We start from the raw sequence: 18,849 nt of genomic DNA, 5'->3' as shown, positions 1-18,849 counted from the left end.
AGCGACTAGGGTTCCGATGGGGACTTTAACGCAAAGGAAAGACAAATGAATTCTCTCAACACTTACGGCGCACTTCTCGCGCGTGTCTTTATGGCCGCGATTTTCATCATCGCAGGTCTTGGCAAACTTGGAGACGTGCAAGGGTTTGCAGGCTATATGGCCTCGGGCGGCGTGCCTGCCTTCTTGGCGTGGCCTGTTATCCTATTCGAAATCTTGGGCGGCCTTGCGCTTCTGCTCGGGTTCCAGACCTTTATCGTGGCGCTTGCCTTGGCCGGCTTTTCGCTTTTGTCGGGACTTTTGTATCATTTCGTGCCCGCCGATCAGATGCAGATGACCATCTTCTTCAAGAACGTTGCAATGGCCGGCGGCTATATCGCTATCGCTCTTTTGGGGGCAGGTCCGCTCTCGATCGATGCCAAGCGCGGCAAATAATCGAAAAACGGGGTCGCCTCGACGGGCGACCCTTTTCTTTTGGGCTCTTTCCTTTTGAACGGCCCAAGGCTACATCCCGCCTATGACACAGGAACTCCATATCATCGGCGGCGGAATGGCCGGCTCCGAGGCCGCTTGGCAGGCCGCAAACGCAGGCATCAAAGTGGTGATCCACGAGATGCGTCCCAAGGTCGAAACCTTTGCCCATCGAACTGGCAATCTTGCCGAGATGGTCTGTTCGAACTCGTTCCGCTCGGACGACAACGAACAGAACGCAGTGGGCCTTTTGCATTGGGAGATGCGGCAAGCAGGCGGGATCATCATGGAAACGGCGGCCAAGCACCGTCTTCCTGCGGGGGGCGCGCTGGCCGTGGACCGCGATCCGTTTGCCGAGAGCGTGACCGCCGCGCTCAAGGCGCACGAGAACATCAGCGTGTCCTACGAGGAGATCACCGAGCTTCCCAGCGAAGGCCAGTGGATCATCGCCACAGGTCCCCTCACCTCGCCCGAACTTGGCGAAGCGATCCGCCGTGAGACAGGCGCCGAGGCGCTTGCCTTTTTCGACGCCATCGCGCCCATCGTCTATTTCGAGAGCGTCAACATGGACGTGGCGTGGATGCAGTCGCGCTATGACAAGGGCGAGACCGAGGAAGAGCGCACCGCCTATCTCAACTGCCCGATGACCAAGGACGAATACGAGGCCTTTATCGACGCACTACTCGCCGCCGATAAGACCGAGTTCCACGAGGGCGAAACGGCAGGCTATTTCGACGGCTGCCTTCCGATCGAAGTCATGGCCGAACGGGGCCGCGAGACGCTCCGCTTTGGTCCGATGAAGCCCATCGGGCTGACCAACGCGCATGACCCCGACAACAAACCCTATGCCGTTGTGCAGCTGCGCCGCGATAACGCATTGGGAACGCTCTATAATATCGTGGGTTTCCAGACCAAGATGAAATACGGCGCACAGACCGAGGTGCTCCGCATGATCCCCGGTCTTGAGGAGGCTCAATTCGCGCGTCTGGGCGGTATTCACCGCAACACCTTTATCAACTCACCCACGCTGCTTGACGCTGAAATGCGGCTCAAGTCGCGTCCGAACATCCGTTTTGCGGGCCAGATCACAGGCGTCGAAGGCTATGTGGAAAGCGCGGCGATGGGTCTTTTGGCGGGGCGTTTGGCCGCCGCAGAGATGCAGGGCCGCAGCGTTGCGCCGATCCCGAACACCACCGCGATGGGGGCACTCGTGACCCATATCACGGGCGGGGCCGATGCGAAGACCTTCCAGCCGATGAACGTCAACTTCGGGCTTTTCCCTCTGCTCGAAGGGATGCGCGGCGGACGCAAAGGCCGCAAGGACCGCTACAAGGGCTATACCGACCGCGCGAAGGAAGATTTCACCCGTTGGTTGGCGTCTGAATTCGCATGACCTATGTGACCCGATTTGCACCGAGCCCGACGGGACCGCTGCATCTCGGGCACGCTTATTCGGCGATCCTTGCGCATGACATGGCTGTGCAGCACGGCGGGCGATTTCTCTTGCGGATCGAAGATATCGACCGCGAGCGATCCAAGCCCGAATGGGAAGCCCAGATCTACGACGATCTCGCATGGCTTGGTCTGAGTTGGGAGACGCCCGTTTTGCGCCAATCGGATCGGTTGGAAACCTATGGGCAAGCGCTCACCACGCTTTGGGATCGCGGGCTCCTTTATCCCTGCACCTGCACGCGGCGGGATATTTTGGACTCCGCCTCTGCCCCGCAAGAAGGTGTGCCGCACTTCGGTCCCGACGGCATCGTCTATCCCGGAACCTGTCGCGCCGAAGTCTCGGGTCCGCTTCCCTCCGAGGTGACGCTTCGGCTTGATGTTGGCAAGGCGCTTGACCTGATCAAAGAGCCTTTGACCTTTACCGAAGAAGGCCGAGGTCCCGACGGTGAAACAGGAGCCATCATCGCCCAAGACCTTCTTTCTACGGTCGGGGATATCGTCTTGTCGCGCAAAACCTTCCTCGGCTCCTATCACCTCTCAGTGGTTCTCGATGATGCGGCACAAGGCGTGACCCATGTCGTGCGTGGACAGGATCTTTTCGAGGCGACAAAAATACATGTTCTCCTTCAGAGTCTTATGGATCTTCCAACACCGACGTATCACCACCACGCCTTGATCCGCGACGAGAACGGCAAGCGGCTTGCCAAGAGAGACGACGCCAAAGCCATTGCCAAATTCCGCGCCGAGGGTGCAACGCCAGAGGACATCCGCCGCTTGGTCGGCCTTGCCTAGACCACATCTGCGCGAGTGCTTTGTCACATCTCTGGACAACGCCGAAGGGCCAACCATATTGCTTGTTATACAAAGCGCAAAGGAGCCCACATGTCAGGTTACTTCAAGAACCCGGATGTCATCGCCACACTGTCGGACATGGAATTCTATGTCACACAGGAAAGCGGAACCGAGCGGCCCTTTACCGGCAAATACAACGACCACAAGGAACCGGGGATTTACGTCGACATCGTGTCGGGCGAACCCTTGTTCGTCAGCTCCGACAAATTCGAGAGCGGCTGTGGTTGGCCGTCGTTTTCCAAACCTGTCGAGCCTGCGCATGTCACCGAACTTCGCGACACCTCGCACGGCATGATCCGCACCGAAGTGCGCTCGACCCATGGCGACAGCCATCTTGGTCATGTTTTCAACGACGGCCCGCGCGAGCGTGGCGGTCTGCGCTATTGCATCAATTCGGCCTCGCTGCGCTTCATCCATCGCGATGATATGGAGGCAGAAGGCTACGGCGCTTATCTCGATCAAGTGGAGGATATCTGATGGCTCAGGAACGGGCGGTTTTGGCGGGCGGCTGCTTTTGGGGCATGCAGGACCTTATTCGTCGGCACAAAGGTGTGATCGCCACCCGCGTGGGATATACGGGCGGAGATGTGCCCAATGCCACCTATCGCAATCACGGAACCCATGCCGAAGGCATTGAAATCATTTTTGAAAATGCGGTGACAAGCTACCGTGAGATTCTGGAGCTTTTCTTCCAGATTCACGATCCGACGACCCCCAACCGTCAGGGCAACGATCTCGGGATGTCCTATCGCTCGGCGATCTATTATGTGGACGAGGCGCAAAAGGCGACGGCGCTCGATACCATTGCCGATGTGAATGCCTCGGGTCTCTGGCCCGGCAAAGTCGTGACCGAGGTCGCACCCGTCGGCGATTTCTGGGAGGCCGAGGAAGAACATCAGGACTATCTGGTGAAACACCCCAATGGCTACACTTGCCATTTCCCGCGCCCGAATTGGGTGCTTCCCAAACGTGCATAAGAAAACGGCCCCGATCGGGGCCGTTTTTCATTCCTCTTCGTCGGGCGATGCTTCGATGTTCGCATCGACATCGCCGTCCCATTGATTGTCGTCGTCCCTTCCTCTGAACCCGCGCGCGACCACGAATTTTTCGGAGCTGTCCGAACGTGACGACGGCGGCTTGATGTTGACCACCGACTTGAACTTGCGCTTGAGCGTATGCATCAACTCGCCCTCTGCGCCGCCCGCCAACACCTTGGCGACAAAGGTGCCGCCTGGTGAGAGCACGTCGAAGGCAAAATAGGCCGCCGCTTCACAAAGCGCGATGATGCGAAGGTGATCGGTCTGCTTGTGGCCAGAGGCAGAGGCCGCCATGTCGGACATCACCACATCGGCCTCACCGTTGAGCCATTCCTTGACCTGAAGATCCGCATCGTCCGCCAGAAAGTCGAGCGTATACATCTGGGCACCCGCGAGCGGTTCCAGCTCCTGAAGATCGATCCCGAGCACGGTGCCGATACGCTTGTTTTTTCTATCGCCCAAGGCATTGACGCGTTTGACCGCGACCTGACACCATCCCCCCGGTGCACAGCCAAGATCGACAACACGTGCGCCGGGCACGAGAAAGCGGAACTTGTCGTCAAGCTCCATGATCTTGTAAGCCGCGCGCCCACGATAGCCTTCGGCCTTGGCGCGTTTGACATAAGGATCGTTAAGCTGACGCTGGAGCCAACGCGTCGACGAAAGCGTCCGTCCACGCGCAGTTTTGACCTTGACCACAAGATCACGCTGGCCGCGGCCGCTTGTATTCTTTTGTCCCGGTTTCTTTGCCATCGTCTTCTTCCATCTGGTTCAGAGCGCCTAATGCCTTAATACGGCGCGTCTTCCAAGACCCCGTCCGCACTCATCTGCGCATAGAGCAATCCCTCGCGCAGCCCCCGATCCGCAACCGAGAGCCGATTGGTCGGCCAAATCCGCATCAAGGCCTGAAGGATCGCCGAGCCCGACATGATCAGAGCCTGCCGATCCCGCCCGATGCGGGGATCGTTCTTGCGACCGTTGGGCCCGAGATTGAGATAATCGCGGATCACCTTGTCGATCTGATCGCTCGTCATCCGAAGTCCGTCAACCTTGGTGCGGTCATAGCGGCGAAGTCCCAGATGGCTTGCCGCAACCGTAGTAACGGTCCCGCTCGTGCCGATGATCTGGAACCCTTCTTTGGCCTGCTCTTTGGCATAGGGCGAGAATTTCGACAGATGCTCTTCGAAATACCAGCTCATGAGCGCAAAGCGCGCCGCATCGTCATCCACGTCCTGAAACTGGTCACGCAGTGTCGCCACGCCCAAAGGCACGGAAATCCAATCTACCACCCGCGCCGCCGCAAAGGGACCCGGGTCCTGAACAAATCCGCGATGGAGCCGCATGATGGCACCCGGCCGCTCTCGACGCGGGACTTGGGTAAGGTCGATCCAGACAAGCTCGGTCGAGCCGCCGCCGATGTCCACGACAAGAAGCTGGCGCGTCTTGGTCGACACCAGAGGCGCACAAGAGATCACGGCAAGGCGCGCCTCTTCCTCGGGTGAAATGATCTCGAGATTGAGCCCCGTTTCCCGCCGCGCCTGATTGATGAACTGTTGGCCGTTCTTGGCACGCCGACAGGCCTCTGTCGCGACAAGCCGCATATGTTGGACGTTGTGACGCTGAAGCTTCTGGCGACAAATGCGCAACGCATTGATCGTGCGCGTCATCGACGCACGGCTCAGTTTGCCCGAACTTTCGAGCCCTTGGCCCAATTGGACCGATTTCGAAAAGCTGTCGACCACGTGAAACTGACTGCCCTTGGGTTGGGCAATCAACATGCGACAACTATTTGTGCCCAGATCGAGCGCCGCATAGAGCGGTGGCTCGTTCTGAACGAGAGGCGCGGGGCTTTCGACCGCTTTCGGGAATGCGCCCGCACCTTGGGGACGCTTGGGCGCCATAGTTACGCCCTCCAATATCGAGTTACCTCCACCCTATGCCTCTGTCGGCCTCTGTGCAAGTGGCGTGAAGCCCCCTCATCACCGTCATGAGTTTTTTGAGACCAAGCAGAACTCGCCTCCGGCTTTGATCTTTGCTAGGTGGTCCAAGTCGTAAGACGTGCGCACCATGTCGAAAACCGACCATGTGTCGGAAAGCGGCAAGGATAGAAGCAAAGCATAGGTCAGGTGGGAATCAGAATATGCCCGAAGTCACTATCATCTACTGGCGAGACATCCCCGCTCAGGTCAACGTCGGCAAAGGCCGTCGTGCGGCCAAGGTCGTTCTTCCCGAACGGTTCGAGCAGGCGATCGACCGCGCAGCGATGAAAGCCGGCGCGGACAAGACCGACGACTACCTTGCAGACTGGCGCCGCGCCGATCCCGTGAATGTGGAAGGCGAAAGCGATCAGGCTGTTGCCGAGGCAGAGGCCGCAAGGCTCGACGCCGAGTATGACCAAGAGCGTATCAAAGCGCTCATTGCGAATGATGGCTGGAATTGACCGGCCCTATGTCCCTTCACGCCCGTCTTACGGAGGCACTCATGTCCCTTTTGCCGTTCAAGAAAAAAACCGTTGAAACCGGTCCTGCTCCGGTCAATCCGGCTGTCGAGGCCTTCCTCAAGGGCTATTCCATCGAAGTGATGCCGCGCACCGCCGAAAAGGTCGAGAGCTTTGGCGATCTTCTGCCCAAAGGCACACGCGTCTACATCGCCCACATCGACGGCACTCCGATCGAGGACATGGTGGCAACCGCTGCGCGTCTGCGTGACGAAGGCTTTGACCCGATGCCGCATTTCCCTGCCCGCATCATCAAGGATGCCGCAACCCTCGAAGACTGGGTCAACCGCTACTCCTCCGAAGCGGGCGTCACTCAGGGTCTCATCCTTGCGGGCGGAGTTGCCGAACCTGTGGGCGAATTCCACTGTTCGATGCAGCTTCTCGAAACCGGTATCTTCGACCGCGCAGGCTTCAAGCGCCTCCACGTTGCAGGCCACCCCGAGGGCAACAAGGACATCGACCCCGATGGCTCGGACAAGAACGTCATGGACGCGCTGCGCTGGAAGCAGAAATTCCGCGAAACGACCGATGCCGACATGGCGCTGGCGACCCAATTCTGTTTCGATGCTGGCCCCGTGATCGAATGGGCGAATGCACTCAAGACCGCTGGCGTCGAAATTCCGGTGCACATCGGTGTTGCAGGTCCCGCCAAGCTCCAGACGCTGATCAAATTCGCTATTGCCTGCGGCGTGGGCCCCTCGCTCAAGGTTCTGCAAAAGCGCGCTATGGATGTGACCAAGTTGCTCCTGCCCTACGAGCCGAACGAGTTCATCACCGAATTGGCCGAATACAAAGCGGCGCACCCTGATTTCAACATCGAACAGGTCCACTTCTTCCCCCTCGGCGGCATCAAGACCAACGCCGCATGGGTCACCGAAAACGGCGGCGCCTCGGGCGTTCCCGCAAACCAAGCTTAAGGACGTACTATGACCCGCACGGTAATCGAATCCGCAACCAAGACAGCCATCATCGGCTTTGACCAGCCGTTCTGCGTGATCGGCGAGCGTATCAACCCGACGGGCCGTAAAAAGCTCGCGGCCGAGCTTGAAGCGGGCGACTTCTCGACCGTAGAAGCCGACGCTCTGGCGCAGGTGGCCGCTGGTGCGACCGTCCTCGACATCAACTCGGGCGCCGTCTTCACAAACAAGATGGCTGAAGATCCGCGTTATGCCGACAACAACTTCGTCGAGCCGCCCTTGATGAAGGAACTCGTCGAGCGCGTTCAGGCCATCACCGATGCGCCGCTCTGCATCGACAGCTCGGTCCCCGGCGCGCTCGAGTCCGGTCTCGCCGCTGCCAAGGGCCGCCCCCTTCTGAACTCGGTCACGGGCGAAGAAGAGCGTCTCGAACTCGTTCTCCCGCTCGTCAAGAAATACAACGTTCCCGTTGTGGCGATCTCGAACGACGACACCGGCATTTCCGAAGATCCCGATGTCCGCTTTGCCGTCGCCAAGAAAATCGTAGAGCGCGCCGCCGACTTCGGCATTCCCGCCCACGACATCGTCGTTGACCCGCTCGTCATGCCGATCGGCGCAATGGCGACCGCAGGCCTTCAGGTGTTTGCGCTCGTGCGTCGTCTTCGCGAAGAGCTCGGCGTCAATACAACCTGCGGCGCGTCGAACATCTCCTTCGGTCTTCCCAACCGCCACGGCATCAACAACGCCTTCCTCCCGATGGCGATGGGTGCCGGTATGACCTCGGCGATCATGAACCCCTGCGCCCTGCCCGTTGCCGCTTCCAAGATCGAAGCGAAAAAGCTCGAGCTCGCAGAAGCAGGGATCATCGTTCCCGACGATATCGACCTCGAAACCTTCTGCCGCATCACGGGCCTCGGCTCGACCAAATCGCGCGCAGGTTCGGAAATGGAAGCCATCCGCGCCGCCAACTTCCTGACCGACAACGACCCTTCGGGTGGTGAATGGATCCGCTTCAACCGTGCGGTTGCCGCCGGCGGTGCAGATGACGCGGCAGGCGGCCGTCGTCGCGGGGGTCGTCGTCGCTAACAGCGACGACCCTTCAAGTAAAAGCGTAAAGCCCGCGATTTCGCGGGCTTTTCCTTTTGGTCACGCAGGTCGGACGCGAGGGGCGATCCGATCCAGATCAAGATTGAGCTTTGCCTGATAATCATCTGCAATCGCACGGATATTCGGACCGCCGCTCGTGATCAGGTTGACGTGTTCGAACGGATCGGCCTCACTGTCATAAAGCTCTTCTCCGCCCTGCCAATAGACCGTATAGCGATGCGCCCGCGAGCGCAGGGTAAAGGCCAAATTCTCGCTCCCATCTTCGGGCCAGTTGCCCCAGACCGAGACGACATGATCGCGCGCGATCTCTCCTTCGCCGCGCAAAATGGGCGAAAGGTCCAGACCGCTCAGCTTGTGCTTTGCCTGCCCCCCTGCCTGCCCGATCACGGTCGGGAAAATGTCGAGAAGCGACACAGGTGTCCTGCTGCGCCCGCATTCGATCCCGGGACCAGCAAACATCAAAGGCACACGCAGCGCCCGTTCCCAAAGCGTGAACTTACGGAACGCCAGTTTTTCTCCGAATTGCCAGCCATGGTCGGACCAGAGCACGATAAGCGTGTTGTCCATCTGGCCCGTCTCTTCCAAACGGTCGAGCACCTGTCCGAGCAAGGCATCCGCATAAGAGATCGAGGCGAGATAGGCACGGACAAAGTCGTTGTATTCCCCGAATTTCTTGAGAATCCAGCCGATCCGCCGATTGGCGAAGACGGCACTCTCGGGCGGGAGCCCGTCAAGCGCGGCCTTATTTCCGGGCCGGAACTGCTTGCCCGTCAGCCCCGGCGGGACATCCACAACCTCGGGATAGAGGTCGAAGTATTCCTGCGGCACGATAAAGGGCAAATGCGGGCGATAGAGCCCGAAGCCCCAGAATTTGCGATCGTCACCTGCTTTGATCCGCTCGCACAGCCAATCGGTGTTCGCGGCGTCGAAACAGCCTTCGTCATCGGGAACGGGTCCGAAATCGCTCAGACGGCCCAGCTCGCCCGCTCCGACTGCCCGACTGATCACTTCGTATTTCTTGTGATGAACGCCTCTGTGATACTCGTCCCAATCTTCGGGATCATAACCGCGCACATCCTTGTGAAAGATTTTGCCCGCGCCGATGGTTTCATAGCCCGCGTCGCGCATCACTCCCGCAAGCGACAACCGCCCGCCGCTCGGATAGCCGTCGCGCCATGTCTCGTCGTTCGAGTAGATCCCCGTCTCCCACGGCGCCTGCCCGAAAAGCGTGGCGGTTCGCGACGGAGAACAGGCAGGAACGGGCGCATAGGCATTCTCGAACACCATCGCTCTTTTTGCCAAACGCATCAGGTTCGGCGTTTTGACCTGTGGATGACCGCCGAGCGGTTCGATCCAGTCGTTCAGATCTTCGATAGAGGCGAAAAGGATGTTCATAAGGCGACCCTAGCGAAACCGAACCGAGCGGCAAGGGTATTCGCTAGGGTTGTGCCCGCTTTCAACGCAGGTCTCAGTCCTTTTTGACCGCGATCCAGGCGTCCCATGGTCCAAGGGCGATTTCCGCCCCCGACGCTTTGGCCGTTCCAAGGTCTTGGCCCACGTCGTCCCATGCGCCCACGGGCTTGGCAAGGGTTGCGGACGCATCACTCAGGTTAAAGGCACAGAACAGGGTCTCGTCGGTGCCAACGCGAGAGAAATGGACGATGGTCCCCGTCGCGGCCAATCCCTCGTGCGCACCCGAACGGAGCGCCTCGTGCGCATGACGCAGCGCGATGGCCTTGCGGTAATGATGGATCAAAGCGCTCGGGTCCTCTTCCACTGCAGCAACGGCGCGTTCCAGATGTTCGGGCGGCACGGGAAGCCAAGGCTTTGCCTCAGAGAAGCCGCCGTTGCGATTATCCCGCTCCCAGACCATCGGTGTGCGGCACCCGTCACGGCCTTTGAACTCGGGCCAGAACTCGATGCCATAGGGGTCTTGCAGATCCTCGAAGGCGATATCCGCCTCGCCAAGACCAAGCTCTTCGCCTTGATAGAGACAGACCGATCCGCGCAGCGACATGATCAAAGTGAGGAACAAGCGCTGTGCCTTCGGGTCGAGCGACCAGCGCGAGGCATGACGCACGACATCATGGTTCGAAAACGCCCAGCACGCCCAGCCTTCGGGAGCCACGCTATCGAGCCTGTTCAGGACCTCGACGAAACGGGCGGCCGTGGGGCGCTCGGGGGCAAGGAATTCAAAGGCATAGCACATCTGCATGCGGTTATCGCCCTTGGTGTATTCGCCAAGGATTTCGAGCCCCATCTGGCTATCGCCCACTTCTCCGACGGCCGCGGCGCCATAGGTCTGCATCACGGCCCGAAGCCGCTCGAGGAAAACCACGTTCTTGGGGTGGTTCTTGTCATAGAGGTGACGCTGGTGGTTATAGGGATTCACCGCAGGCGCGGTGTCGGCGTTGCGCTCGGCCTTGGGCAGGGGCGGGTTATCGCGCAGCTGTTCGTCATGCATATAGAAGTTGATGGTATCGAGACGGAACCCGTCGACCCCGCGCTCGAGCCAGAAGCGGGCAGCATCAAGGAGCGCGTCCTGAACCTGTGGCTCGTGGAAGTTGAGATCGGGCTGCGAGACGAGGAAGTTGTGCAAGTAATACTGCTCGCGGCGCGCATCCCATTGCCAAGCCGAGCCCCCGAAGATCGACAACCAGTTGTTCGGCGGGGTGCCGTCCTCTTTCGGTTCGGCCCAGACATACCAATTCGATTTATCGTTCTGGCGGCTTGCGCGACTCTCGACAAACCACGGATGCTGGTCAGAGGTATGGCTCAGGACCAGATCGATCAGAACGCGCACCCCATTGGCATGCGCGGTTTCGATCACCGCGTCAAAATCCGTCAAAGTGCCGAAGAGCGGGTCAACATCGCAATAGTCCGACACATCATAGCCGAAGTCCTTCATCGGCGATTTGAAGAACGGAGAAATCCAGATCGCATCAACCCCGAGCGAGGCGATATAAGGCAAACGCTCGACAATACCGCGAAGATCGCCGACGCCGTCACCGTTGCTGTCTTGATAGCTGCGGGGGTAGATTTGATAAATGACGGCACCGCGCCACCAATCGGGGTTTGCGATGTTATCGGCGCGGGTCAGTGCTTTGGCGGACATGGACATTAAACCTTGGGACGCGAGGATGGATCGGATCACTCTTTCTAGGCCGTCTTGACGCCAAAAGAAAGGTTCCGATACTTCTCATATCCAAAGCGATTTGGAAAGGTAGTTTATTAATCGTTTTGGCGTAAAGTTGCGGCAGATGTCATGAAAACCGCGCTAAAATCCTATCCCGTTGCCCCTTTGCTTGCGTCCGCAGTTCTGGCAGTCTAGACCAAATTTGAAGGCGCTTTGGATCGGGAAATGAACCTCAAACAATTGTCGGATATGCTTGGCTTGAGCCCCACAACGGTGAGCCGCGCACTGAATGGTTATCCCGAGGTGAGCGAGGATACCCGCGAACGGGTGCGTCTTGCTGCGCAGAAATACGACTACAAGCCCCATGCAAGGGCACAGAGCCTTGCTACGGGGCGCGCCTTTGCCATCGGTCATGTGATCCCGATTTCGACCCACCAGTTCGTCGTGAACCCCATCTTCGGCGACTTTATCGCGGGTGCGGGCGAAACCTATGCAGCCAACGGATATGAAACCGTCCTGAGCATGGTATCGGATGATGACGAGCTCAGCGCCTATCGCCAGATCAAAGCACGCGGCTCGGTGGACGGCGTGGTCGTGCACGGCGCAAAAAGCCAAGACCCCCGCTTTGATTTGCTACGCGAGATAGGCTTGCCTTTTGTTGCGCATGGGCGATCAAGCGGCGAGACCGAGCCCTATGCATGGGTCGATGTGAACAACCAAGGCGCATTCGAACGGGCAACGGCATTTCTTCTTGATCTCGGGCATCGCAAGATCGGGCTGTTGAACGGCCCCGAGTCCATGGACTTTGCCCTCAGACGTCGTAACGGCTTCGAAGCTGCCCATGCCGCGCGCGGGATTACGCCTCTGGCATCGCTCATGGCCTCGCAAGAGATGACCGAAACTTATGGCTATCGCGAGGCAAGCCGCATGCTGGCCTCGGACACGCCCCCGACCGCCTTTGTGGTCTCTTCGCTGATTTCGGCGCTCGGGGTGCGGCGGGCAATCGAGCGGCTCGGCCTACGGATGGGGCGGGACGTTTCGGTCGTGACCTATGACGACGCCCTCTCCTATCTGCCCAACGGGGATGACGTGCCTGTCTTTACCGCCACCCGTTCGTCGGTGCGCGAAGCAGGACGGATCGCGGGACAGATTTTGATCGATTTGATCAACAATCCGGGCGCTCCCCCAAAAACGCGCCTTCTCGAGGCGGAGCTTATGGTAGGTCAATCGACAGGCCCTTGCCCGACTTCGGGTTGAACCCGCTTTCGCGCTCTACGCTTGCACCTTGAGCGAAAGCGCAATAACAACGCGACTGATAACGCTAACATGATTTTCCCGGAGACTCTCATGGCCCACCCGTCGAACACTCTTTCCCTTGTCGCAGACATCGGCGGCACGAATACGCGCGTGGCCTTGGCGAACGGTGGCGAAGTGCTTGAAAACACGATCCGCCGCTATTCGAACGAAGACTATCCGGGCCTTGAAAGCGTTCTTCGCAAATACATTGCCGAAGAAGGCGACGTCGATCCGATCGCGACCTGCGTTGCCGTTGCGGGCCCCGTTCACGACGGCAAGGCGACGATGACCAATCTTGACTGGACCATCGACAAGGACACTTTGCTGCGCGCCACCAATGCCGAGCATGTGGCCATCCTCAACGATCTTCAGGCACAGGGTCACGCGATTGGCCACATCAAGGCGGACAAACTGCGCGAGATCCTTCCCGGTCAGTCGGGCAACGAACATGCGGCGAAACTTGTGATCGGCGTCGGCACCGGCTTTAACGCTGCGCCCGTGTTCGACACCGAAGCGGGCCGTCTCGTGCCTCCGTCGGAGTCGGGGCACGTGAACCTTCCCGTGCGCGACGAGCGCGACCTGCGCCTCTGTCACTTTATCGAAACCGCACATGGCTTTCCCTCTGTCGAAGATGTGCTTTCGGGGCGCGGCTTGACCCGTCTTTATGCCTTTCTCGGACAGGAAGCCGGGGATTTCCGCGAAAAATCGGGCAAGGACATCATGGCGTCGGTTGCGGCCAAGGATGACCCGCGATCCGTCGAAGCGGCAAAACTCTTCACGCGTTTTCTCGGTGCGGTTGCTGGTAACCTTGCGCTGACCCAGCTCCCCTTTGGCGGCGTCTATATCATCGGCGGGGTTGCCCAGGCCTTTGCGCCTTACCTGAGCGAATTCGGCTTCGGTGACGCGTTCCGCGACAAGGGACGTTTTGCAGGGTTCATGGGGAATTTTGCTGTCTCGGTCGTCGAGGATGATTATGCCGCTCTCACAGGATGCGCGGCCCATCTCGTCGCTCTGCGCAGCAGCCACTAACCAAGCTGGCTCTGGACCGTATCGGTCAAATCCTTGAGCGAGAACGGTTTGGGAAGAAAGACCGAATTGGGGATCCGCTCGCGGTTTTCGCCAAAGGCTTCTTCGGCATAGCCGGATACAAAGACGACCTTTGTCTCGGGGCGTGCGCGAAGGGCTTCGCGCACCCACGTCGGCCCGTCTTTGCCCGGCATGATCACATCCGTCACAAAAAGATCGACGCGGGTTTTGTCGTCGCGCAGAAGATCGAGCGCACTCTCGCCGCATTCCGCCTCGAGAACGGTATAGCCGCGCAGTTTCAAGGCGCGGCTGGCAAAGGCCCGCACGGGGGCCTCATCCTCGACCAGAAGAACCACGCTATCCGTCTCGCGCGGGCCGCTGCGCTCGGGTAAAGTGGTGACTTGGGCGGGGATGACACTTTCGCTCTTGGCGAGATAGGCAGGAAGATAGATCGAAAAGACGGTCCCGACGCCGACCTCGCTCTCTGCAAAGATAAAGCCGCCCGTTTGCTTGACGATCCCATAGGCGGTCGAAAGCCCGAGACCCGTCCCCTCACCCGTGCGCTTGGTGGTAAAAAACGGCTCGAATATTTTGCCGATTTTATCGGGGCTTATACCGACACCTTCATCTATTACCTTGACCAGAACATAGCTGTCGGCGGGCAGCAGAGCCCGATTGCGGCGGATCGGCTTTTCAAGGATGACGTTTTCGGTTTCCACCCGAATTTCACCTCCCGAGGGCATGGCGTCGCGGGCATTGACCACGAGGTTCATGATCACCTGTTCAAGCTGCCGCTTGTCGACGCGGATCGGCCTCAGATCGGGGTCATGGTGCAAGACGAGTTTAACCTTCTCGCCGACCAGCCGATTGAGAAGATAGGTCAGATCGGACAAGGTATCGCGCAGGTCGATCACCTCGAAATTGAGGTTCTGCTTGCGGGAAAACGCCAACAATTGCCCGACAAGAGAGGCCGCCCGATTGGCATTTTGATGGATCTGGATAAGGTCGGCATATTCGCTGTCCTGCTGGTCGTGCTTGAGCAGCAAAAGATCACAGTGCCCAGAGATCGCAGTCAGCAAGTTATTGAAATCATGTGCAACACCACCCGCGAGCTGGCCGATGGCCTGCATCTTCTGGCTTTGGACGAACTGCGCTTCGAGCGATTTGAATTCCGTCATGTCGTTGAGGGTCGCGATCACGTATTTCTCCTCTGGGTCCCCTGCTTGCGCCAAGGCGACCTGCACAAAGAAATCGCGGTTGTCCCCCGTTCCGCGCAGGAATTGCCTTGCGCCGCTGCCACGACCTGCGGCCACTTCGGCGAACCAATCGGTGATCGGGCGTCCCAACCCTTCGAGGATATCCGAGATGCGCGCTCCATCGGGCAGCTGGGCGCCCAAAAGCTTGGACGCCTCGCGATTGCGCGCCACCACCTCTCCCGTATTGGCCACAAGGATCAATGGCACAGGGATCAGCTCGAGCGCGGCCCAGTTTTCGACGATGTTCAGCTTGGGCAGCTTGTCGGCACCTGGGAGGATATAAACCTCGGTGCGGCCACCGCTTTTTTCGAGTGTCGCAACCATCGCCATGACGTTGCGGTCGGCGCATTTCACCTGATGCATCCCGCCCGACACCAGAGGAAGATCGCGAAACACTTGATCGAGCCGTTTCGCGCGTTCTCCGATCAGAACCCGCATCTTGTCGTTCATATAAAGGATCGTGCCGCTTGGCCCCACCGTCATCGTAGGGAGCGCATCCGACCCGCTCCCCGTCGCGCCATCGGGTTCGATCAAGCGCCAGACATAGGCATCGCTCTCGAACTTCGTAACACCCAGCCGAACCGTCCCGCGTTTGGTCGCGATCGTCTCGCTTGCGTGACCAAACTCGTCTGCCTTGGCCTGAAGCTGGATCAGGAGCATGTTCGACTGGGCAATATAGGGAGCAAGTAGCTCGCTCACCGAGACAAGCCCCGAATGTTCGAAAGACGCGTTGGAAAAGAGCACAACGCCGTCCCCGTCCGCCATAAAGCTCGGCACGATGTCGTGTTCAACAAGTCTGCGTGCATCGGAGAGCCGTTTGCGACTGCGCAGAACCCGCGCCCACTGGACGACGAGAATCCCAAGGAACACGCCACCCGAAAGCGCAACCACGCTCCATCCGAAAAGCGCAAGCTCTCGGTCGGTCGCGCGGGCAGAAAACCACGCAACGCAAAACCACGAGACCAAAGAGGCGATAAGTACGTTTCGAGCGTTGAAACGGGCAAAACTTTTCAAGACGGACCTCCAACCTCCGATAGACTAGCGCCCGAATATTACTTCGGAGTTAACGCAAGGCGAGGTTAATCAGGATTGGAGATAAATCAACTATAAGTTGAAATCAGACATTCCGTTCGAGAATTGCCAGATAGAACCCGTCGCCCCGCTCAGAGGGCACAAGCTTCATTCTATCAATAACTTGCCAGCGGCCCTCGCTGCAAAATGCATCGACTATCGCGTCATTCTCGCAGGAAAATACCGAACAAGTCGCATAGGCGAGACGACCGGAGGGCGCGACATAGGCTGCGGCGGAACGAATGACATCTGCCTGAATCCGCGTCAGATCCTCCAACCGCTGGGGTGTCAGCCGCCATTTGGCATCGGGAGTGCGCCGCCATGTTCCCGAACCGGAACAGGGAGCATCGGCAAGGACTAGGTCGTATTCCCCGTCCCCGAGATCGTCAGGACTTCGAAGGTCAACCGTCGCTCCTGCGCGCTGGCTTCTCGCGGGAAGGTCGCCCATCCGTCTCGGATCTATGTCATGAGCAGTGACGCTATACCCCATCGCGGCCAGCGCAAGTGACTTGCCGCCCCCGCCAGCGCAATAATCGAGTGCGGCGCCTTGCCCCGCAAGCCGATGGACCGCCGCTTGCGAAGAGGCGTCCTGAAGCTCGACCAATCCGCTCTCGAACGCGGTCGAGGCGCGAATGCGGCGCTCGTTGGCGGTCACGACAAGTGCGGTTTCGATGCCTTCGATGCGCTTCGCTTCGATGTCGTCGGATGCAAGAGAATTGAGCGCCGTCGCCACATCGGCTTTGAGCGTATTGACCCTCAGGAAAATCGGTGCGCGTTCTCGCAGCGCCATCAGCGCCGGCTCGGCTTGCGCCTCAAGATCGGTCTCGAACATGGGCATGAGCCAATCGGGGCAATCCAGCCGAACTGCAGCGGGAAGGGTCTCTAGGAGAGGAGTGGCGCGCTCGGTCTTGGTGAGAGGCGAAGGGGCATGGCCGATCCCGTTGAATAGATCATCGAGAGGCGCACCCTGCGCTTTGAGCGCACCGATCATGAGGCCCCTGCCCGTTTCAGCCCCGCCAAGCGCGGCAAAGGACCGACGACAGCGCAGCGCATCATAGACATAGTCGCGGATGGCGTTGCGGTCCTTGGACCCCGCAAAACGCGAACGGCGCGCCCAAGCGGTCAAAGACCTCTCGGCAGGCGCGCCGTCCAGAATTTCGTCAAGCAGCTCGATTGCTGCCGCAATGCGGGCTGCCGGTTGCATTAGCCGATCCGGTAGTTCGGGCTTTCGCGGGTGATCTGCACGTCGTGGACGTGGGATTCCTTGAGCCCTGCACCGGTGATTTTGACAAAGGTGCAGTTCTTGCGCATCTCTTCGACGGTCGCGCAGCCGGTATAGCCCATAGATGCACGAAGACCGCCGACCATCTGGTGCAGAACGGTTGCAACGCTGCCCTTATAAGGCACCTGACCTTCGATCCCTTCGGGGACGAGCTTGTCGCTGGCGGCGTCTTTCTGGAAGTAACGATCCGCAGAGCCGCGGGCCATCGCACCAAGCGACCCCATTCCGCGATAGGATTTGAACGAACGGCCCTGATAGAGGATCACTTCACCCGGAGACTCGTCGGTGCCGGCGATCATCGAGCCAACCATCGCGACCGATGCGCCAGCGGCGATTGCCTTGGCGAAGTCGCCCGAAAACTTGATGCCGCCGTCCGCAATGATCGGCACATCTCCTGCGACCGAGGCACAGTCCATCACGGCCGAGAGCTGGGGCACACCGACACCTGCCACCATGCGGGTGGTGCAGATCGAACCCGGCCCGATCCCGCATTTCACGGCGTCCGCACCTGCATCGATAAGGGCTTGGGTCGCAGCAGCCGTTGCCACGTTGCCCGCGATCACCTGGACGTTGCTGACGGCTTTGATGCGGCGCACCGCGTCGATCACGCCAGCCGAGTGACCATGTGCGGTATCGACCACGACGATATCGACGCCTGCGTCGATGAGAGCCATCGACCGCTCAAAGCCTGAATCCCCGACAGATGTCGCGGCAGCCACGCGCAGACGACCAAGTTCGTCCTTGCAGGCGGTGGGGTTGAGCACGGCTTTCTCGGTATCCTTGAGCGTCAAAAGACCCGTCAACTTGCCCTTGCCATCATGAACGAGCAGCTTTTCGATCCGGCGCGCACGCATGAGGCTCTTGGCCTCTTCAAGATCGGCAGGCTCGGCGAGCATCGCCAGATTTTCAGAGGTCATCATCGCCGAAACGGGCGTCTCGGGCGAAGAGGCGAACCGCATGTCACGGTTGGTCAGGATACCGACGACGCGGCCCTCTTTGTCGACGACGGGAAAGCCAGTGAAGTTATACCGCTCGACCAGCTCTTGGGCATCGGCAAGCGTCTGATCCACGGTCAGCGTGACTGGGCTATAGACGATCCCGCTCTCGAAACGCTTGACGCGGCGAACTTCGCGAGCCTGTTCTTCGATGCCGAGGTTCTTGTGGATCACGCCCATGCCGCCAGCCTGCGCCATCGCAATCGCCATGCGCGCCTCGGTCACGGTATCCATGGCTGAGGACAAAAGCGGAATGTTCAGACGAATGGAACGCGTCACATTCGTGCGCGTATCAGCCGTAGAGGGCAGCACGCTCGAGGCGGCTGGGACCAACAATACGTCATCAAAGGTGAGGGCCTCGCGAATCTCCATCTGGCGTCTCCGTGGAATGCTTCGTTTGGCAAGTCCCTATTACATGGATCAACTTGATGGGAAAGGCCTTTGGGCCATTTTATTT

At 59.3% G+C, this 18,849-nt stretch carries 17 protein-coding genes; 10 read left to right on the top strand and 7 right to left on the bottom strand.

Annotated elements, in window-relative coordinates:
- The first annotated feature begins 45 nt into the window (after positions 1 to 45).
- The 5 genes from QQG91_RS06155 (at position 46) to msrA (ending at position 3,749) form a co-directional block, all read left to right on the top strand.
- Complete coding sequence (locus QQG91_RS06155) at positions 46 to 432, top strand: DoxX family protein (RefSeq protein ID WP_285772092.1); 387 nt, start codon at positions 46 to 48, stop codon at positions 430 to 432.
- 82 nt (positions 433 to 514) lie between these two features.
- Entirely contained in the window at positions 515 to 1,861 is a 1,347-nt protein-coding gene (gene trmFO / locus QQG91_RS06150) for a methylenetetrahydrofolate--tRNA-(uracil(54)-C(5))-methyltransferase (FADH(2)-oxidizing) TrmFO (RefSeq protein WP_285772091.1), read from the top strand.
- Entirely contained in the window at positions 1,858 to 2,712 is an 855-nt protein-coding gene (gene gluQRS / locus QQG91_RS06145; RefSeq protein ID WP_285772090.1) for a tRNA glutamyl-Q(34) synthetase GluQRS, read from the top strand. The genes trmFO and gluQRS overlap by 4 nt, the downstream gene beginning before the upstream one ends.
- A 90-nt stretch (positions 2,713 to 2,802) precedes the next feature.
- Positions 2,803 to 3,249, top strand: coding sequence for a peptide-methionine (R)-S-oxide reductase MsrB (msrB, locus tag QQG91_RS06140; RefSeq protein ID WP_285772089.1), 447 nt, complete (start codon positions 2,803 to 2,805; stop codon positions 3,247 to 3,249).
- Positions 3,249 to 3,749: a peptide-methionine (S)-S-oxide reductase MsrA gene (gene msrA, locus QQG91_RS06135; RefSeq protein ID WP_285772088.1), complete on the top strand. Its 501-nt coding sequence runs from the start codon at positions 3,249 to 3,251 to the stop codon at positions 3,747 to 3,749. The genes msrB and msrA overlap by 1 nt, the downstream gene beginning before the upstream one ends.
- 27 nt (positions 3,750 to 3,776) lie before the next feature.
- Here the strand turns inward: msrA and QQG91_RS06130 are convergent, their stop codons facing one another.
- Together QQG91_RS06130 and QQG91_RS06125 are read right to left on the bottom strand one after the other, a co-directional pair.
- The gene (locus QQG91_RS06130) at positions 3,777 to 4,562 is read right to left on the bottom strand and encodes an RlmE family RNA methyltransferase (RefSeq protein WP_285772087.1); all 786 of its coding nucleotides are present in this window, start codon (positions 4,560 to 4,562) and stop codon (positions 3,777 to 3,779) included.
- 35 nt (positions 4,563 to 4,597) lie between these two features.
- Positions 4,598 to 5,710, bottom strand: a complete 1,113-nt coding sequence (locus tag QQG91_RS06125) for a Ppx/GppA phosphatase family protein (RefSeq protein ID WP_285772086.1) — start codon at positions 5,708 to 5,710, stop codon at positions 4,598 to 4,600.
- Positions 5,711 to 5,949: 239 nt separating this feature from the next.
- Here QQG91_RS06125 and QQG91_RS06120 point away from each other — a divergent pair, with 239 nt between their 5' ends.
- Genes QQG91_RS06120 through QQG91_RS06110 form a run of 3 tightly spaced genes read left to right on the top strand, consistent with a single transcriptional unit; the run spans position 5,950 to position 8,309 of the window.
- On the top strand, positions 5,950 to 6,249 hold the full coding sequence (locus tag QQG91_RS06120) for a virulence factor (protein ID WP_285772085.1): 300 nt from the start codon (positions 5,950 to 5,952) through the stop codon (positions 6,247 to 6,249).
- A 41-nt stretch (positions 6,250 to 6,290) separates the two neighbouring features.
- Positions 6,291 to 7,223 (top strand): methylenetetrahydrofolate reductase, encoded by a 933-nt coding sequence (locus QQG91_RS06115; protein WP_285772084.1) that lies wholly within the window; start codon positions 6,291 to 6,293, stop codon positions 7,221 to 7,223.
- 9 nt (positions 7,224 to 7,232) lie between these two features.
- Positions 7,233 to 8,309 carry a methyltetrahydrofolate cobalamin methyltransferase gene (locus QQG91_RS06110; protein ID WP_285772083.1) on the top strand — a complete coding sequence of 359 codons (1,077 nt, stop codon included), beginning with the start codon at positions 7,233 to 7,235 and terminating at the stop codon, positions 8,307 to 8,309.
- A gap of 60 nt (positions 8,310 to 8,369) precedes the next feature.
- Here QQG91_RS06110 and QQG91_RS06105 read toward each other — a convergent pair whose 3' ends face one another.
- Together QQG91_RS06105 and QQG91_RS06100 are read right to left on the bottom strand one after the other, a co-directional pair.
- A complete protein-coding gene (locus QQG91_RS06105) occupies positions 8,370 to 9,725 on the bottom strand; it encodes a sulfatase (protein WP_285772082.1) in 1,356 nt (451 codons plus the stop codon).
- 73 nt (positions 9,726 to 9,798) lie between these two features.
- Complete coding sequence (locus QQG91_RS06100) at positions 9,799 to 11,445, bottom strand: alpha-amylase family glycosyl hydrolase (RefSeq protein ID WP_285772081.1); 1,647 nt, start codon at positions 11,443 to 11,445, stop codon at positions 9,799 to 9,801.
- A 246-nt stretch (positions 11,446 to 11,691) separates the two neighbouring features.
- Between QQG91_RS06100 and QQG91_RS06095 the strand changes: the two genes are divergently transcribed.
- Both QQG91_RS06095 and QQG91_RS06090 read left to right on the top strand, forming a co-directional pair.
- On the top strand, positions 11,692 to 12,723 hold the full coding sequence (locus QQG91_RS06095; RefSeq protein ID WP_285772080.1) for a substrate-binding domain-containing protein: 1,032 nt from the start codon (positions 11,692 to 11,694) through the stop codon (positions 12,721 to 12,723).
- A 90-nt stretch (positions 12,724 to 12,813) separates the two neighbouring features.
- Positions 12,814 to 13,791, top strand: a complete 978-nt coding sequence (locus QQG91_RS06090) for a glucokinase (protein WP_285772079.1) — start codon at positions 12,814 to 12,816, stop codon at positions 13,789 to 13,791.
- Here the strand turns inward: QQG91_RS06090 and QQG91_RS06085 are convergent.
- The 3 genes from QQG91_RS06085 to guaB all read right to left on the bottom strand — a co-directional run bounded on the left by QQG91_RS06085 (position 13,788) and on the right by guaB (position 18,764).
- Complete coding sequence (locus QQG91_RS06085) at positions 13,788 to 16,058, bottom strand: ATP-binding protein (protein WP_285772078.1); 2,271 nt, start codon at positions 16,056 to 16,058, stop codon at positions 13,788 to 13,790. The two genes, QQG91_RS06090 and QQG91_RS06085, sit on opposite strands and share 4 nt — an antisense overlap.
- Positions 16,059 to 16,161: 103 nt before the next feature.
- Positions 16,162 to 17,319 carry an RsmB/NOP family class I SAM-dependent RNA methyltransferase gene (locus tag QQG91_RS06080; protein WP_285772077.1) on the bottom strand — a complete coding sequence of 386 codons (1,158 nt, stop codon included), beginning with the start codon at positions 17,317 to 17,319 and terminating at the stop codon, positions 16,162 to 16,164.
- Positions 17,319 to 18,764, bottom strand: a complete 1,446-nt coding sequence (gene guaB, locus QQG91_RS06075; RefSeq protein WP_285772076.1) for an IMP dehydrogenase — start codon at positions 18,762 to 18,764, stop codon at positions 17,319 to 17,321. The genes QQG91_RS06080 and guaB overlap by 1 nt, the downstream gene beginning before the upstream one ends.
- Positions 18,765 to 18,849: the final 85 nt, after the last annotated feature.

Origin of the sequence: Marivivens sp. LCG002, assembly GCF_030264275.1 — a bacterium.
Lineage (GTDB): Bacteria > Pseudomonadota > Alphaproteobacteria > Rhodobacterales > Rhodobacteraceae > Marivivens.
The sequence above is the reverse complement of the archived record's forward strand: the minus strand, read 5'-3'. Positions and strand labels throughout refer to the sequence as shown.

What these genes read in the sequence shown, in the direction of transcription:
- guaB (WP_285772076.1), bottom strand. Translation starts at nt 18,764, where the DNA reads ATGGAGATTCGCGAGGCCCTCACCTTTGATGACGTATTGTTGGTCCCA.
- QQG91_RS06155 (WP_285772092.1), top strand. Translation starts at nt 46, where the DNA reads ATGAATTCTCTCAACACTTACGGCGCACTTCTCGCGCGTGTCTTTATG.
- QQG91_RS06125 (WP_285772086.1), bottom strand. Translation starts at nt 5,710, where the DNA reads ATGGCGCCCAAGCGTCCCCAAGGTGCGGGCGCATTCCCGAAAGCGGTC.
- QQG91_RS06130 (WP_285772087.1), bottom strand. Translation starts at nt 4,562, where the DNA reads ATGGCAAAGAAACCGGGACAAAAGAATACAAGCGGCCGCGGCCAGCGT.
- msrB (WP_285772089.1), top strand. Translation starts at nt 2,803, where the DNA reads ATGTCAGGTTACTTCAAGAACCCGGATGTCATCGCCACACTGTCGGAC.
- msrA (WP_285772088.1), top strand. Translation starts at nt 3,249, where the DNA reads ATGGCTCAGGAACGGGCGGTTTTGGCGGGCGGCTGCTTTTGGGGCATG.
- QQG91_RS06080 (WP_285772077.1), bottom strand. Translation starts at nt 17,319, where the DNA reads ATGCAACCGGCAGCCCGCATTGCGGCAGCAATCGAGCTGCTTGACGAA.
- QQG91_RS06105 (WP_285772082.1), bottom strand. Translation starts at nt 9,725, where the DNA reads ATGAACATCCTTTTCGCCTCTATCGAAGATCTGAACGACTGGATCGAA.
- trmFO (WP_285772091.1), top strand. Translation starts at nt 515, where the DNA reads ATGACACAGGAACTCCATATCATCGGCGGCGGAATGGCCGGCTCCGAG.
- QQG91_RS06115 (WP_285772084.1), top strand. Translation starts at nt 6,291, where the DNA reads ATGTCCCTTTTGCCGTTCAAGAAAAAAACCGTTGAAACCGGTCCTGCT.
- QQG91_RS06095 (WP_285772080.1), top strand. Translation starts at nt 11,692, where the DNA reads ATGAACCTCAAACAATTGTCGGATATGCTTGGCTTGAGCCCCACAACG.
- QQG91_RS06090 (WP_285772079.1), top strand. Translation starts at nt 12,814, where the DNA reads ATGGCCCACCCGTCGAACACTCTTTCCCTTGTCGCAGACATCGGCGGC.
- QQG91_RS06100 (WP_285772081.1), bottom strand. Translation starts at nt 11,445, where the DNA reads ATGTCCGCCAAAGCACTGACCCGCGCCGATAACATCGCAAACCCCGAT.
- QQG91_RS06110 (WP_285772083.1), top strand. Translation starts at nt 7,233, where the DNA reads ATGACCCGCACGGTAATCGAATCCGCAACCAAGACAGCCATCATCGGC.
- QQG91_RS06120 (WP_285772085.1), top strand. Translation starts at nt 5,950, where the DNA reads ATGCCCGAAGTCACTATCATCTACTGGCGAGACATCCCCGCTCAGGTC.
- gluQRS (WP_285772090.1), top strand. Translation starts at nt 1,858, where the DNA reads ATGACCTATGTGACCCGATTTGCACCGAGCCCGACGGGACCGCTGCAT.